Source organism: Amycolatopsis sp. NPDC051373 (genome assembly GCF_040689465.1).
GTDB lineage: Bacteria > Actinomycetota > Actinomycetes > Mycobacteriales > Pseudonocardiaceae > Amycolatopsis.
Genome location: NZ_JBFBAE010000016.1, coordinates 190,610 through 206,387 on the forward strand (window position 1 = coordinate 190,610; position 15,778 = coordinate 206,387).

A 15,778-nucleotide genomic window follows, 5' to 3' on the forward strand; every position below is an offset into this window, starting at 1 on the left:
CCTACTTGGCCCCCGTCGCCCCTTCCAGCTCCGCCAGCGCCGTGTCCAGGTGGGTGAGGATCCGCTGCAGGTGCGGCACGCTGCGCCGGCACCCGGTGATGCCGAAGTCGAGGTTGTCGCCGTTGCTGGTCAGCGTGATGTTCAGCGCCTGGCCGTCGAGCAGCACCGACGCGGGGTAGATGCCGTCGAGCGCGGCCCCGTTCCAGTACATCTGCTTGCGCGGGCCCGGGACGTTGGAGATCACCAGGTTGAACGGCGGCCGCGTGTTGTTCACGACGCCCGGGATCGGCGACGCGCCCAGCTGCGCCACGTTGACGCCCGAGAGCAGTAGCGTCTGCAACGGCGTGAGCTCCGAGAAGAGCTTCTTGCCGTTGGTCATCGACGTGTGGATCGCCGACAGCCGCAGCGCCGGGTCGGACAGGTCGGTGCCGAGGTTGCACAGGAGCGCGCCGATGTTGTTGCCGCTGGCCTCGCCGGCGTCGGCCTTGCGGCGCAGCGACACGGGCACCATCGCGATCAGCGGCGCGTCCGGCAGGGCGCTCTGCTCTATGAGGTAGTCGCGCAGCGCGCCGGAGCACATGGCCAGAACCACGTCGTTACGGGAGACGCCGGCGGCGGTCGCCACCGCGCGCACGCGGTCGAGCGACCACGACTGCGCGGCGAACCGGCGGGCGCCGCCGATCGGCACGTTCAGCATCGTCTTCGGCGCCTGCATCGGCAGCGTGAGCGTGTGCTCGCGGAACGCCTCACGCGCCACCTTCGCCGCGGCCGGCGCGATGCCCGCGACCTGGTCGAACGTCTTGCCCGCGAGGCTGAACAGCGACGGTTGCGCGTGGCCGTTGCCGTTGGTCCCGTTCTGCCGGCTGCCCCACGGCGGCGGGCAGTCGAGGTCGTTCGGGTCGTCGGACAGCGTGCCTTGCAGGTGGCGCAGCGCGGAGACGCCGTCCATCAGCGAGTGGTGGATCTTGGAGTACATCGCGAACCGGCCGTCCTGCAGGCCCTCGATGAGATGGATCTCCCACAACGGCCGGTGCCGGTCGAGCAGCGTGCTGTGCCAGCGGGAGGTGACCTCCAGCAGCTCGCGGATGCGGCCCGGCTGCGGCAGCGCGGAGTGGCGGAAGTGGTAGTCGAGCTCGAGCTCCGCGTCGGCGGCCCAGCGCACGTACCCGGCGGTGTTCACGGGCCGGCTGGGGCGGCGCCGGAAGACGCTGCGCATGTTGTCGGTGGCGAGCATCTTCTGGCGAAGGTCGCTGAGGTAGTTCTCGCCCGCGTTCTCCGGTTTGCGGAACAGCTGCAGGCCGCCGACGTGCATGGGGTGTTCGCGGGTCTCGACCATCAGGAACATCGAGTCGGTCACGGGCATCAACGGCATTTTCCGACCACCTTCCGCCACGCCGGGGGCATCGGCGCTCCCCGGAGCCCGAGTCTACGCACGATGCGCCGTTGTCTGCCCAATACCACATAATTGCTGGTGGCAAACGGTGTCCGGTGACGACCGTGCGGTGCTTTCCGCGCGGTGGATACAGTGGCAGCCGTGGCAGGACGGACTGGTGCTCAGCATCTGGGCGACGCGCTGAAGGCACTCGGGACCGAAGTCGTGTTCGGGCTCCCGGGAGTGCACAACCTGCCGCTGTGGGAGGCGTTGGCGGAAGCGGGAATCCGGATCGTCGGTGTCCGGCACGAACAGACCGCCGGATTCGCGGCCGACGGTTATGCCCGCGCCACGGGGAAACTCGGCGTCGCGCTCGTGACGACCGGGCCCGGTGCGGCCAACACGCTCGGCGCCGTGGGCGAGGCGATGGCTTCGGCCGCGCCGGTGCTCGTGGTCGCGACAGACATCCCCTCCACGCTCAAGCGCCCCGGCGTGGTGCGCGGCGTGCTCCACGAGACGTCCGACCAGCAGGCGATGTTCGCACCGGTGACCAAGGCCGGGTTCACCGTGCACCGCGCCGACCAGATCGGCACCACCGTGCACCGCGCGTCGAGGCTGGCGCTGATGCCGCAGACCGGCCCGGTGTACCTCGGCATCCCGACGGACTACCTGCGTGAGACCTCGGAGCCGAGCGGACCGCCGAAGCCGCTGGCCGAGCGGGTGCTCGACCTGCCGGACCTGGCCCGCGCCGCCGAGCTCCTCTCCGGCGCCCGGCGTCCGTTGATCTGGGCCGGCGGCGGCGCCTTGCGTTCGGAGGCGGGCGAGGCCATCGGCAAACTCGCCGAACGCCTGGCCGCTCCGGTGATCACCACGTTCGCCGCGCGCGGGCTGCTTCCGCTCGATCACCCTTGCCTGGCCCCGAATCCGGTCCACGCCCCGGAGGTCGGCGAGCTGTGGGACGAGGCCGATGTGGTGCTCGCGATCGGCACCGACTTCGACGGCCTGATGACGCAGAACTGGCTGATGCCCGCGCCGCCCAAGCTCATCGCGGTGAACGTGGACGCCTTCGACGCGGGGAAGAACTACAAACCGGACATCACGTTGGTGGGTGACGCCCGCCGCGTCGTCGAGTCGCTGCGGCCGGCCAGCCGGCCCGGCCTCGACGAGCTGACCGTGCGGCTGGCGTCCATCGGCCGACGCGTGCGCCAGCGCGTCCGCACCGAGGAGCCGCAGGCGGCCGACTTCCTGTCCACTTTGGAGGAAGTACTCCCCGAACCTGCCATGCTGGTCACCGACATGTGCGTGGCCGGGTACTGGGTCGGGGGTTTCCACCGCGTGCGCGCGCCGCGCCGGCTCGCCTACCCGATGGGCTGGGGCACGCTCGGCTACGGCTTCCCCGCGTCGCTCGGCGCCGCCGCCACCGGAACCGGGCGCGTCGTGTGCGTGACCGGCGACGGCGGTTTCCTCTACGCGGTGGGCGATCTCGCGACGCTCGCGGAGGAGCAGCTGCCGGTGACGGTCGTGGTCGTCGACGACGGCGGTTACGGCATGCTGCGCTACGACCAGGACCAGGAAGGCCTGCCGCACCGCGGCGTCGACTGGGACAGCCCGGATTTCGTCGGCCTGGCGCGATCGTTCGGGGTGCACGCCGACCGCGTGTCCGGGTTCGGGCGGGCGTTCCGGCGGCTGCTGAGCGAGTTCATCGAGTCGGACGAGCCCAACGTGCTGGTGGTGCGGGCGAAGCTGAAGCCTCCGGTGAACACCTCGCCGCGGTGGCCGCGGAAGCCGCGCTGATGGCGGGCCTGCGGGTCGGCTTGCGGGTCGGGATCGACATCGGCGGCACGTTCACGGACCTGTGCGTGCTCGGCGAATCCGGGGTCGTCGCTGTCGGGAAGGTGCTCACCACCCACCGCGAGCCCGCTCTCGCGGTCGCCGAGGGCCTGGCCGGGGTGTTCGCGCGCGCCGGGCTGGACTTCGGCGACGTCGAGCAGCTCGTGCACGGCACCACGCTGGTCACGAACGCGCTGATCGAACGCAAGGGCGCGCGTACGGCGTTGCTCGCCACGGCCGGGTTCCGCGACGTGCTCGAGATGCGCCGCGAGCACCGTTACGAGCTCTACGACCTGCGCCTCGAACTGCCCGAACCGCTGGTGCCGCGGTACCTGCGCTTCGACGTGCCGGAGCGGATCCTGGCCGACGGGACCGTCCACACAGGACTGGACGAGCAGTACGTCGCGCGGCTGGGCCGAGAGCTCGACGCGCGGGGCATCGACGCCGTCGCCGTGTGTTTCCTGCATTCCTTCACCAATCCTTCCCACGAGCGGCGCGCGGCCGAGGTGCTCGCACGCGTGGCGCCGCGGCTGCGGGTGGCGCTGTCGTCCGAAGTGGTGCCAGAGATCCGCGAGTTCGAGCGGACGTCGACCACGGTCGCCAACGTCTACGTGCAGGACCTCGCCGAGCGGTACCTGGCGGATCTGGCGCGCCGGCTGCACGAGCTGGGGGTGCGGCCCGCGCCGCACATCATGCTGTCCCACGGCGGGATCGCGACCGTCGAGACCGCGGGCCGGTACCCGATCCGCATCCTCGAATCCGGCCCGGCGGGCGGGGCGCTCGCCGCTTCGGCGTTCGGCGTCGGGGCCGGGGAACGCGACCTGCTGGCGTTCGATATGGGCGGCACGACGGCGAAACTGTGCCTGGTCGCCGACGGCGCGCCGCTCGTGACCCACGAGTTCGAGGTCGGCCGTGAGTACCGGCTGCTGCCCGGCTCTGGGCTGCCGGTGAAGGTGCCGGTGACCGACATGATCGAGATCGGCGTCGGCGGCGGCTCGATCGCGCGCGTGAACGCGCTGGGTTTGCTGACCGTCGGCCCGGATTCGGCGGGGTCGGAGCCAGGCCCTGTGTGTTACGGCCGCGGTGGCACCGAGCCGACGGTCACCGACGCCGACCTGTTGCTGGGTTACCTCGATCCCGCGTATTTCCTGGGCGGCGGGATGGCGCTCGACGTCGAGGCCGCCCGCGAGGCTGTGCGGACGAAGATCGCCGAGCCGCTCGGCGTGAGCGTCGAGGAAGCGGCGTGGGGCATCCACACGAGCGTGAACGAGGATATGGCCAACGCCGCGCGCGTGCACGCCGTGGAGCGCGGTAAGGATCCGGCGAAGCTGCCGATGTACACGTTCGGCGGCGCAGGTCCGGTGCACGGCGCCGGTGTCGCCCGGGCACTCGGGGCGCCGACGGTGGTCGCGCCGCCGGCCGCGGGTGTGCTGAGCGCGCTGGGGTTTCTGACGGCGCCGCTGGCGTTCGACTTCGTGCGTTCGGCGCGGGCCGCCGTGTTGGACCTGTCGTGGGAGGACGTCGACGCGCGGTTCGCCGAGATGGAGGCCGAGGGCGCGGCGCTGCTGCGGGAGTCCGGTGTGGACGGTGCGGACGTGACGCACGCGCGCGTCGCCGAGATGCGATACGCCGGCCAGGGGTACGAGATCCGGGTGCCGGTGCGGGCTTCAGCCGATTCTTGGCCGGACGCGCTGATTGCGGATTTCACGGACGTCTATCGGTCGTTGTACCGGCGGAGCGGGCCGCCCGTGGCGGTCGAGCTGCTGAACTGGCGGGTGGTCTCGTCGGCGCCGGTGCCCGAGGTTTCGTTGCGGCTCAAGGACTCCGCGTCCGGAGACGCCTTCGGCGGCAGCCGCCCGGTCTACTTCGCGGGTGGATTTGTCGACACGGCGGTGGTCGACCGGTACCGGCTGCGGCCGGGCGCGCAGGTCGCCGGCCCCGCGATCGTGCAGGAACGCGAGTCGACGGTGGTCGTCCCGCCTGGCGCGCGCTGCGTGGTGCGCGGCGACGCAAGCCTGGAGGTGAGCTGGTGACCGACCCGATCCTCGTGGGCCTGATCGGCAACCGGCTGCACTCGATCCTGGCCGAGCAGCAGAACGCGCTGGTCAACACCGCGTTCTCCGCGGTCGTGCGCGAATCGCTCGACCTCGCGTGCGCCGTGTTCGATTCGCGCGGCGAGATGATCAGCCAGTCGACCGGGGGCACGCCCGGCCACATCAACGCGATGGCCACCGGCCTGCGCCACTTCGTCGCCGAGTACCCGCCGCAGACGCTGGAGCCCGGTGACGTGCTGGTCACCAACGACCCGTGGCAGACGGCCGGGCAGATCAACGACATCACCGTCGCCACGCCCGTGTTCGCGGGTGGTCGGCTGGTCGCGTGGTTCGCGTCGTGCTGCCACGCGCCGGACATCGGCGGCCGGCTCGTGTCCGCGGACGCCACGGAGGTCTTCGAGGAGGGCCTGCGGCTGCCGATCCTGAAGTTCCTGCGCGCCGGCGAGGTGAACGCCGACCTGGAACGGCTGATCCGCGCCAACGTCCGCACGCCCGAGGAGACCATCGGCGACCTGTATGCGCAGGTCGCGGGCAACGACGTCGGCGCGGCGAGCCTAGTACGGCTGCTGGAGGAGTTCGGGCTGGCGTCGCTCGACGACGTCGCCGCGGAGATCATGAACCGCTCCGAACGCGCGCTGCGCGAGGCGATCACCGCGTTGCCGGACGGCGTGTACCGCAACGAGCTGGCGACCGACGGCTTCGACGACGAACCGGTCGTGCTGCGCGTCGCGGTGACCGTGGCGGGCGACGAGATCCACGTGGACTTCGCGGGTTCGTCGCCGCAGAGCCGGCGCGGGATCAACGTGGTGCTGAACTACACGAGGGCGTACGCGTCGTTCGCGGTGAAAGCCGCGATCTCGCCGGAGGTGCCGCACAATGCGGGCTCGTTCCGGCCTGTGTACGTGACCGCGCCGGAAGGTTCGGTGGTCAACTGCGTGGCCCCGGCGCCCGTCGCGTCGCGGCACCCGATCGGGCACTTCCTGCCGTCGTTGCTGATCGGGGCGCTGCCGGGCTGCCCGGTCGCGCCCAGCGCCGACGCCCTGTGGATGACGATCTGGCGCGGCGAGGGGTTCATGTCCACGGTGTTCCAGACCGGCGGCATGGGCGCGCGCGTGTCCCGCGACGGCCTCTCGACCACGGGTTTTCCCAGCGGCCTGCGCTCGACGCCCACCGAGGTGATCGAGACAAGTGCGCCCCTGGTGCAGGGCGTGCGGGAGCTGCTGGTGGACTCGGGTGGCGCCGGGCAGTTCCGCGGTGGGCTGGGGCAGCGGACGACGATGGGTCTGCTGGGCGATTTTCCCTGGAGTGTCAACGGGAACGTCGACCGGGTGCGGGCCGCCGCGTCCGGTGTGGACGGTGGTTCTCCGGGCGCCCTCGGCCGGTTCGGGCTGGTTTCCGGAGCTGATTTGCCCGTCAAGAGCCGTGTCGCCTTGGCTCCGGACGCCGAGGTCGACGTCGTCCTCCCCGGTGGCGGCGGCTACGGCGACCCGCGGCGGCGCGCCGTGGCAGACGTGCTCGCCGACGTGGTGGCGCGGTACGTTTCCGCGGAGGCGGCGGAGTCCGTCTACGGCGTGGTGGTGCGGTACACCGGCGCGCGGGACGCGCTGGTCAGGCTGCCGGAGGACTACGAGGTGGCCGAACTTCGAGGGAGGGACTGAACGATGGCTCGGTTGGCCGGCAAGGTCGCGGTGATCTTCGGGGGCGCGCGGGGCATCGGCCTCGCCACGGTCAAGGAGTTTCTGGCCGAGGGCGCCGTGGTTTTCGCGAGCGACATCCGCGAGCCGGCCGCCCACCTGGACGGCTACCGCCACTCACTCGTGGACGCCACCGACGAGACCGCGGTCGACGACTTCGTCGCGAGCGTCATCGAGGACGCGGGCCGCATCGACGTGCTGGTGAACAACGTCGGCGTCCACCTCGCCAAACCCCTCACGGAGACCACTCTCGAGGACTTCGACACCATCTTCGCGCTCAACGTCCGCGCCGCCTTCCTCGGCACCCGCGCCGTGCTGCCCCACATGCTCGCGCAGCGCTCCGGCAGCATCATCACGACCTCGTCCAACGGCGGCGTGATGGGCCGTCCGAGCGACCCGGTCTACAACGCCACGAAGCACGCCTTGGTCGGCCTCACGAAGTCCCTCGCCGTCGCCCACGCCCACCAGGGCATCCGCGCCAACACCGTCAACCCGGGCGCCATCGACACCGACATGCTCCGCTCGACGCTGGCCTCCCCGGACGACTTCGAGACCAAACAGCACCAGCTCGTGGCCAGCACCCCCGCGGCCCGCGTCGGCGAGGCCACAGAAGTCGCCAAGGCCATCCTCTTTCTGGCCACCGACGAATCCCGCTTCATCAACGGCGCCGTCCTCCCCATCGACGGCGCGAAGTCCGCCGGCGCGATGCCCTCGAACCGCTACAGCCTGGACTTCGACCTCGGCGCCCGCTGACCCCCGACCCCACGCGGCTTGGTTGCGCCCAACGCACCGAACGCCACATTGGGGTGCTTTGACGACCCCACTCACCGCCGCCCGCCTGCCCAGATCGGCACCCCACCCGGGCCGTGTCCACCCTCACAACCGCCGCCTACCCACGCGACGAACCCTGCACCCAGCCCCTCCCCGGCACCTCGATCCGAAGCCTCTTTGCGGCCGGCGACGTGTTGTCAAGGCACGCTTTCCCGCCTTGACAACAGGTCACCGGCCGTCAACACAATCCAGCTTCGGGGTGCACCCCCAACGCAACACGCCCTGCGAGGACCCGAAACCCCAACCCGAAACCGCAACCCCCTACACCGGCGGTTTGACCCCCTGCCCCCCATCCCCCAACTTCTTCCTCCTCGCAAACCACCCATCCCTCAACTCGGCACCCAGCTCCTCATGCCGCGTGACCAGCACCCGAACCGCTTCCTCATCGGAAACGTCATACGGCGCGATCTTGTACAGATAAGCCGTCGCATCCCGCTCCAAGGAAAACCTCAACCGCACATACTCGATCCAGTCGTCGTGAAACCCCAGCACCGTCCGGATCGTCGTCGCGATCAGGACCAGCGCCCCGGCGATCGCGCTGAACGCCACGTCCCACCGCAACGCCGCGAACACCGGCACCGCCGCCGCACAGGCGACGCCGACGAACTCCGTGGTCACGTAGTGGATGCGGCTGCGGCGGGCGTGGTCGCTGAACCACGCCCACCGCCGCACGACCACTTCCGGCAGCGGTTTCCCGTTGCGGGTTCCGGTGATCATCCAGTGCTCGGCCGGCAGGGCCTCCGTCGACGCCATGCCGCATTCTCCCGCCGCGGCCTGGCGTGTGTGAATGGTTCGGACCGATTCAGCAGCTCACCGCCGCGTCAGCCCAGTCAGCGTGATCCGTGTTGTTCCCGTCCCCACCATCCGTCACGACGAGGTCCAGCACCTGCACGCCACCCAACGGCACGTCGAGCGCCTGCGCCGCCGAGCCATGGCGGAACACGTCCGTCGAAGCCAGCGTCTTCCCATCCCCGCGGACCTCGAACGTCACACTTCCCGTGGCGAACTCGTCATCGAGTCCGACGACCGAGTGGAACGTCTGACAGCCCCCACCCAGATACACCCGGACCAGCGAAGGCGCGTGCGCCCCGAGGCCATCCGAGTACACCTGGCCGTTGATCGTGATCGGGTTCCCGTCGCCGGCCTGGTTCTCGCCGTTGCTGGTGCCCCGTTCGACCGGGCCCCAGCCGTTCTCCGTCAGCAGGAACGGCGCCTTCGACATCGGCGTCACTCCGGCAGCGAACGGTGTCACGACCGGTCCACTCGCATCAGCCGACAACGAGCGCCGCCCCCAGCCCGTCGTGTACGTAGCCTTCACCGACATCGCCACCTGCGCACCCGGCTTCACGGGCTTCACCGTCACCGTGCGGTCCCAAGATTTCCCCGGAGCGACCACCGGCACGAGCACGTCGCCACGCCCGTCGAGCTGCCAGCCGGACGGCGCCGACACCGTCACCCGAGCCGCGGCGAGCGGTGTGCTGCCGTCGTTGGTCAGCCGAACGTGAGCAGTGAACGGCTTCCCCGCGGGGAAGTACGACCCCGCGTCAAGAGACAGCGTCGCCGCCGGCGCGGCAGCCGGGAACTTGGCCGGCCACACCCGGAACACCGCCGCCCCGTGGCTCGGCACGGTCGCCCGCAGTGTCCCGGCGCTCTCCGTCTCCGCACCCGTCCACAGATCACGCACGCGGAAATCGCGCCCGGCCAGACCGATCTCCGACGCGTTGCTCGTCATCGTCGCAGCGGAAATCCCGCGGTTGAACAGCACCACCGCGGCCGAACCGTCGGACATCGGCTTGGTCCACACCTCGGTGTCGCCGTCGTCGCGGACCTTGTGACCCTGCACGCCCGCCCAGTCCTGGTCGAGGGCGACGACGTCCTTGTTCGCCAGGATCGCCTTCGTCGCGGCCGGCATGGAGCGGACGTCGTTGCCCGCGAGCAGCGGCGCGTTCATCAGCGACCAGAGCGCGAAGTGCGAGCGGTACTCGGCGTCGGTCATGCCGCCGTTGCCGACCTCGAGCATGTCGGGGTCGTTCCAGCCGCCGGGGCCGGAGTACTTCTCGAGCCCCACCTGCTGGTCGAGGATGCCGGTCATGCTGGTCCAGTTGTCGCTGATGTCGCCGGTGGTGCGCCACAGCTGCGCGCCGGAGGTCTTGCCCCACAGCCACGGCTGGTTCTCGCCCCACTCGCACAGCGCGTAGATCATCGAGCGGCCGGTCTTCTTGATCGCGTCGCCCATCTTCGTGTAGCGCTCGATGGCCGGGCGGCCCTCGTTGTTGCAGTTGTCGTACTTGAGGTAGTCGACGCCCCAGTCGGCGAAGGTCTGCGCGTCGACGTCCTCGTGGTCGAGGGCGCCGGGCATGGTCTTCGCGCAGGTCTGCGTGCCGGCGCTGGTGTAGATGCCGAGCTTGAGGCCCTTGGCGTGCACGTAGTCGGCCAGCGCCTTGATGCCGCTCGGGAAGCGTTCGTGGTTGGGCTCGAACTTGCCCTCGGCGTTGCGGTTCTGCTCGGCCCAGCAGTCGTCGATGTTCACGTACTGGTAGCCGGCGTCGCGCAGGCCGCTGCTGACGATCGCGTCGGCGGTCTCACGGATGAGGGTCTCGTTGATGTTGCAACCGAACTTGTTCCAGCTGTTCCAGCCCATCGGCGGCAGCGCGCCGGTTTCCTGCTGGACGGCGTTCGGGGCGGCCGGGGCCGCTTCCGCGCTCGCCGTGGTGAGGGTGGTGGTCAGGCAGGCAGCCGCCAGCAGGCCCACAAGACGACGCATGAATTCCTCCCGGAGTGCACAACTCAACTACTCAAAGCGGAACATACTTCCTCAAGAATCAACAGGAGTGAACGGTTCACGTCAATGGGCCGTTGGTAGGTAATCCGTTGGCCGGGAGGTAGAAAGGAGGCGTAGGTCCGCGACGACGCCCCGAGGAGCCGCCCCATGCCCGAGGTCCGCCCGCTCGACGGTCTCAAGGTCGTCGACCTCTCCCGGATCCTGGCTGGGCCGTACTGCACGCAGTACCTCGGTGAGATGGGTGCCGACGTCGTCAAGGTCGAGCCGCCCGGCCACGGCGATGACACGCGCCTGTGGGGCCCGCCGTTCGTCGGCGACGAAGCCGTGTACTTCCTTGCCGCCAACCGCAACAAACGCGGGATCGTGCTCGACCTCAAGTCCGAACGCGGCCGCGAAGCCGTACGCCGGCTCGTGGCCGACGCGGACGTGCTCGTCGAGAACTTCCGCCCGGGCACGCTGGAGCGGTGGGGCCTGTCGTACGCCTCGCTGTCCGAGCTGAACCCGCGGCTGATCCACGTCTCGATCACGGGCTTCGGCCAGACGGGGCCGTACCGCGACCGGCCGGGCTACGACCTCGTCGCGCAGGCGCTCGGCGGCGTGATGGGGCTGACCGGCGAGCCCGACGGCGCGCCCGCCAAGGTGGGCCTGCCCGGGGCCGACCTCAACGCGGGCACGTGGGCGATCATCGGCGTGCTGATGGCGCTGCAGGCCCGCCACACCACCGGGCGCGGCCAGTACCTCGATGTCTCCCTGCTCGACGCGCAGCTCGCCTGGCACATCTACGCCGCCGGCGCGCACTTCTACGACACCCCGCGCCCGCGCCGGATGGGCTCGGCGCACCCGAGCATCGTCCCGTACCAGGCGTACCACGTGTCCGACGGCTGGCTCGTCATCGCCGTCGGCAGCGAGAAGCTGTGGCGCGCGTTCTGCGGTGTGCTCGGCCTGGACATCGCGGAGGACCCGCGGTTCTCGACCAACGCGGCGCGGACGGCGCACCGCGACGAGCTCAACGTGTTGCTGGAGGAAGTGCTGGTCACGCGCACCGTCGACGACTGGACGAAGGCCCTCGACGAGGCCAGCATCCCGGCCGCGCCGATCAACGACATCGACGACGTGTACGCCGACCCGTGGACGGCCGCGCGCGACCAGGTCGTGCGGCTGCCGCACCCGACCATCGGCACCTACCTCGGCACGGGCTTCCCGGTGAAGGCCTCGGACACGCAGCCGCGGCCGACGTCTGCGCCGCCGGTGCTGGGCCAGCACACGGCGGAGGTGCTCGCGGAAATCGGGTACTCGGAGTCGGAGATCGCCGAGTTCCTTTCGTTGTGACCAAGGAGGATTACATGGAGAACCCGCTGTGGCACCCGTTCGCGGACATGGGCGCCGTCGACGGCGACCGCTTCGTGATCACGCGCGGCTCGGGCTCGTACGTGTGGGACGACGCCGGCCGCCGCTACTTCGACGCCACGGCTTCGCTCTGGTACGCGAACTTCGGCCACGGGCGGCCTGAGATCACCCAGGCCGTGACGGCGCAGCTGGAGAAGCTGGATTCGTACAACCTGTTCGGGTATTACGCGAACGAGCCGGCGTTGGAGTTGGCTTCGCGGCTTTCTGCGCTTGCTCCGGTGCCGGGTTCGAAGGTGTTCCTCGGCTCCGGCGGTGGTGATGTCGTCGACACGGCGGTGAAGATCGCGCGGGCGCACTTCGTCCACACTGGACGGCCGGAGAAGACCCACATCATCGGGCGGACGCAGGGGTACCACGGGACGCACGGGTTCGGGACGGCCGTGGGCGGGATCCCGGTGAATGCCGAGGGGTTCGGGCCGATGCCTTCTGGGTTTTCGCATGTGGCGTATGACAGTGTGCCGGCGTTGGAGGCCGAGATCCTGCGAGTGGGAGCGGATCGGGTTGCCGCGTTCTTCTGCGAGCCGGTGATCGGTGCTGGGGGCGTGCTGTTGCCGCCGGACGGGTATCTCGAAGCTGCGGTGGAGGTTTGTCACCGGTACGGGATGCTTTTCGTGGCGGATTGCGTGATTGCCGCGTTCGGCCGGTTGGGGACGTGGTTCGGGATTGATCGGTGGGCGGTTCGGCCGGACATGGTGACGACTGCCAAGGGTCTTACCGGTGGGACCATTCCGTTGGCCGCGTTGCTGGTTTCGCCGGAGGTGGCGGCACCGTTCTTCACGGGTTCTGCCGGGGCTCCTGTTTTGCGGCATGGGGCTACTTATGCGGGGCACCCGGTGGGGTGTGCTGCTGCGTTGGCGACGTTGGATATTTATGAGAAGGACGGGTTGATTCCGCGGGGGCGGGAGTTGGAGAAGCCGTTGGCGGATGCGTTGGCCGGGGCGGCCGACCATCCGTTGGTCGCGGAGGTTCGAGCTGGGCTGGGGTTCTTGGCCGCGGTGGAGCTGTCGGCGGAGGTGCTGGCGGCCGATCCCGGGGCGCCGGGGAAGCTGCAGCGGCTGGTGCGGGACGAGGGGGTCTTGGTGCGGCCGTTGGGGAAGGGGATTGCCCTGTCGCCGCCGCTGGTGACGGGGGACGAGGAGCTGGACTTGCTGGCGGCGGCCATTCCGGCGGCGCTTTCTCGGCTGCAGGGTTAGGTTTCCGCTCGTTGCGGGGCGTCCCGCATGGGGGCGCCCTTTCCTGCGTGGTCGCGATCGCCGGCGGTCAGGTAGAGGACGGCGTAACAGGCGAGCCAGTGTTCGACCATGTAGTCGCTGCCGCTGACGTGATCGAGCTCCGGGTCCGCGTGGGCTTCGGCGGCGGAGATCAGGAGGGGTTGGCGCGGGTCGGTGGCGGGGAGGCTGTCGGCCAGGCGGAGCCAGCACCAGGCGCGGCTGAGGTTGAGGCCGCGGAGGTGGGCGAGCTGGCCGTCGCCGTCGTCGGACACCGTGGCCGGGGTGAGGAGTGCAGCCGGGAGCTGGGGAAGGAACCGGTCGAACCAGGCTGTGAAGTCTTTTGGCGGCAGGAGGCAGGCCTGCAACTCCACTTCGGTGAGGGCGGGCGACAGGAAATCGGCGCCGGAGGGTTCCCAGTCGGCGGGGTAGTCGGCGTCGGTGCTGAACCAGCGGGTGGCGGCGTCCTGGATGGCGGCAAGAAGGGCTCCGTCGCCGGCTGCGGCTTGCCTTTTGGCGTAGGGGAGGGCGCGGGAGAGACCGAAGGCGCTGTTGTTGTGCGCGCCGGTGCGGATGGGGTAGGTCTGTTTGGGGAGCCACTGCAGGAAGGCGTCGGTGACTGCTGCCGACAGGGGTGCGAGGCCGGCCGACCAGGTTCGGGCGTCGGGGTCGTCCCAGGTGGCGATCTCGTGGTGGAGCATGAGGGCCCAGCCCCAGCCGTAGGGGCGGGCCCGTGATCCCTTGGTCCGGAATGTCTCGGCTTCGCCTTCGAGGGCGTCGGCGGTGAGGTGCTCGTTGAGTGTGGTCCGGATGTCGTCGGTGGGTATTGCGTCTGGGGTTGTGCGGAGCAGCCGGACCAGGAGCCAGTGCATCTCGACGCAGGAATGCCAGTCGAAGCAACCGTAGAAGGCTGGGTACAGGTCGCGCGGACGGTTCGGGAAGTCCCCCGGGAACTGCATGGTGCTGCGGATGTCGTTGGGGAATTCTTTCCTGATGTTGCGCAGGGCGGCCGCGCTGTACTCGGCGGCTCGGGAAAGCAGCTGGGTTTCTCGCCGGGATGTCATGGGCGCGCGGGCCTCCTGCCACTGGACGCGTCGGGCCGGTCGTCATTGCCTCCGGCCCACGGACGAAACGCATCACCCCACACCAGTGGGCAGATCCTCAGCCGCACGACTTACAACTTGGCACCGTGGCAAGACCCATCTCCGATCGGCGAGTTGCCGCCCGCTACGGCGAGTTGCCGCGCCTACTGGCACGACGCCGCACTTGTGGCAAGACCGGACGAGTATGGCAAGTTCCGTGCCTCTTGCCTGCCATTGCCTCGGCAACGCGCGACATTCGGTGGCAAGGTTCCGCGCCGATTGACAAGGCGCCATGGGTGCGGCATGACGTCGAGGTGTTGCCGCTGCCACTGGCCTTTGCCTTTGCCTTTGCTGTGGCAAGGCGCGGCGGGTAGAGGCGAGGTTCCGCGCGGATTGGCAGGGTGCCGCGTCGACTGGCAAGAGGTCGCACGGGTGGCGTGGCGCCAAGGTTGATGGCAAGTGTTGCGCGCTTGGCATGTGCCGTTGCCGTGGCGAGGTGCGGCGCGAGGTGGCGAGCTGCCGTGCTGATTGGCGAGGCGCCTCGCGGAATGGCATGGGCCAGCGTGGAGCGGCATGTGCCCGCGCAGGATGACCTGGGCGGTCCGAGTGACGAAGTGCTGTGCAGGTTGGCGGGGCGCGCGTGGGATGGCATGGCGCCGTGCGGAATGGCATGGTGCCGTGCGGAATGGCGAGGCACCGACCGGGTTGGCATGGCGGACGCCGGAAGGCATGGTGCCGACGGGGATGGCAAGGCGCACGCGGGAAGGCACCGGCGCGCACCGGAAGGCAAGGCGCCGCGCGGGGTGGCGTGGACCGGTGTGGAGTGGCAAGTTCCGCGCGGAGTGGCAAGGGCGGTCCGGGTGGCAAGGGCGCCGTCACCACGAAGGCTCGGCTGCCCCCGCGCTAGCGGCGCCAGCCGCGCCAGCCGCGCCGAGCCGAGCCGGGGCGAGAGGTGCGTGGGGCAGAGGCAGCGGGGAGGTTCCCGAAGGAAGCCGGCCAGACCGTCAGCCGATGCAGAATTCGTTGCCCTCCGGGTCCGCCAGCGTGATCCAGCGGGTCGGCCCCTGGGACCCCCGGTGCAGGAACGTCGCACCCCTGGCCTGGAGTTTGGCGAACTCCTCCTCCATGTTCTCCGCGCCGCCGACGCGGACGTCGAGGTGGAGGCGGTTCTTCACCGTCTTGCCCTCCGGCACCTCCTGGAACAAGACCCGCCGCGACGTCTCCGGGTGGGAGATCGCGGCGCCCGAGCGCCAGACCAGGGCGCCGCGGTGGACCGTGGTGTCGTCCTCCGACGCGTAGCCCTTGGCGATCATCTCGCGGATGAAGGCCTCGTCGCTGGGTTCGACAGCCCAGCCGAGCGTCTCAGCCCACCAGTCGGCCTGGGTGTGCGGTTCCGCGGAGTCCACGGTCACCTGGAAGTCATACGCCATACCGGGACGGTAGGCCACACCTGAACGGTGTGCTTACCTGGGAAAACCCAGGTCGCACAGCTAGCGTGGAACGAGATTTATCCACTGT

11 protein-coding genes are annotated in these 15,778 nt (G+C 69.9%); 6 read left to right on the forward strand and 5 right to left on the reverse strand.

Going from position 1 to position 15,778, the window contains the following annotated elements:
* Nucleotide 1: 1 nt before the first annotated feature.
* Nucleotides 2-1,372: a wax ester/triacylglycerol synthase family O-acyltransferase gene (locus AB0383_RS29055; RefSeq protein ID WP_366189027.1), complete on the reverse strand. Its 1,371-nt coding sequence runs from the start codon at nucleotides 1,370-1,372 to the stop codon at nucleotides 2-4.
* A gap of 162 nt (nucleotides 1,373-1,534) precedes the next feature.
* On the opposite strand from AB0383_RS29055, the gene AB0383_RS29060 reads away from it, so the two are divergent.
* From AB0383_RS29060 to AB0383_RS29075, 4 genes are read left to right on the forward strand one after another with little or no spacing between them, the layout of a single operon-like run.
* A complete protein-coding gene (locus tag AB0383_RS29060) occupies nucleotides 1,535-3,166 on the forward strand; it encodes a thiamine pyrophosphate-binding protein (protein ID WP_366189028.1) in 1,632 nt (543 codons plus the stop codon).
* On the forward strand, nucleotides 3,166-5,235 hold the full coding sequence (locus AB0383_RS29065) for a hydantoinase/oxoprolinase family protein (RefSeq protein WP_366189044.1): 2,070 nt from the start codon (nucleotides 3,166-3,168) through the stop codon (nucleotides 5,233-5,235). Before AB0383_RS29060 ends, AB0383_RS29065 begins: the two co-directional genes overlap by 1 nt.
* Nucleotides 5,229-6,914, forward strand: a complete 1,686-nt coding sequence (locus AB0383_RS29070) for a hydantoinase B/oxoprolinase family protein (protein WP_366189045.1) — start codon at nucleotides 5,229-5,231, stop codon at nucleotides 6,912-6,914. The genes AB0383_RS29065 and AB0383_RS29070 overlap by 7 nt, the downstream gene beginning before the upstream one ends.
* Nucleotides 6,915-6,917: 3 nt before the next feature.
* The gene (locus AB0383_RS29075) at nucleotides 6,918-7,703 is read left to right on the forward strand and encodes an SDR family oxidoreductase (protein WP_366189029.1); all 786 of its coding nucleotides are present in this window, start codon (nucleotides 6,918-6,920) and stop codon (nucleotides 7,701-7,703) included.
* A 339-nt stretch (nucleotides 7,704-8,042) separates the two neighbouring features.
* Here AB0383_RS29075 and AB0383_RS29080 read toward each other — a convergent pair whose 3' ends face one another.
* Nucleotides 8,043-8,498 (reverse strand): DUF4231 domain-containing protein, encoded by a 456-nt coding sequence (locus tag AB0383_RS29080; protein ID WP_366189030.1) that lies wholly within the window; start codon nucleotides 8,496-8,498, stop codon nucleotides 8,043-8,045.
* An 85-nt stretch (nucleotides 8,499-8,583) separates the two neighbouring features.
* On the reverse strand, nucleotides 8,584-10,545 hold the full coding sequence (locus AB0383_RS29085; protein ID WP_366189031.1) for an NPCBM/NEW2 domain-containing protein: 1,962 nt from the start codon (nucleotides 10,543-10,545) through the stop codon (nucleotides 8,584-8,586).
* A gap of 165 nt (nucleotides 10,546-10,710) precedes the next feature.
* Between AB0383_RS29085 and AB0383_RS29090 the strand changes: the two genes are divergently transcribed.
* Nucleotides 10,711-11,892, forward strand: coding sequence for a CoA transferase (locus AB0383_RS29090; protein WP_366189032.1), 1,182 nt, complete (start codon nucleotides 10,711-10,713; stop codon nucleotides 11,890-11,892).
* A gap of 14 nt (nucleotides 11,893-11,906) precedes the next feature.
* The gene (locus AB0383_RS29095) at nucleotides 11,907-13,163 is read left to right on the forward strand and encodes an aminotransferase class III-fold pyridoxal phosphate-dependent enzyme (RefSeq protein ID WP_366189033.1); all 1,257 of its coding nucleotides are present in this window, start codon (nucleotides 11,907-11,909) and stop codon (nucleotides 13,161-13,163) included.
* Here the strand turns inward: AB0383_RS29095 and AB0383_RS29100 are convergent.
* Together AB0383_RS29100 and AB0383_RS29105 are read right to left on the reverse strand one after the other, a co-directional pair.
* Nucleotides 13,160-14,242, reverse strand: a complete 1,083-nt coding sequence (locus AB0383_RS29100) for a DUF2891 domain-containing protein (protein WP_366189034.1) — start codon at nucleotides 14,240-14,242, stop codon at nucleotides 13,160-13,162. The genes AB0383_RS29095 and AB0383_RS29100 overlap by 4 nt on opposite strands.
* A 1,022-nt stretch (nucleotides 14,243-15,264) precedes the next feature.
* Entirely contained in the window at nucleotides 15,265-15,690 is a 426-nt protein-coding gene (locus tag AB0383_RS29105; protein ID WP_364184159.1) for a VOC family protein, read from the reverse strand.
* Nucleotides 15,691-15,778 lie beyond the last annotated feature (88 nt).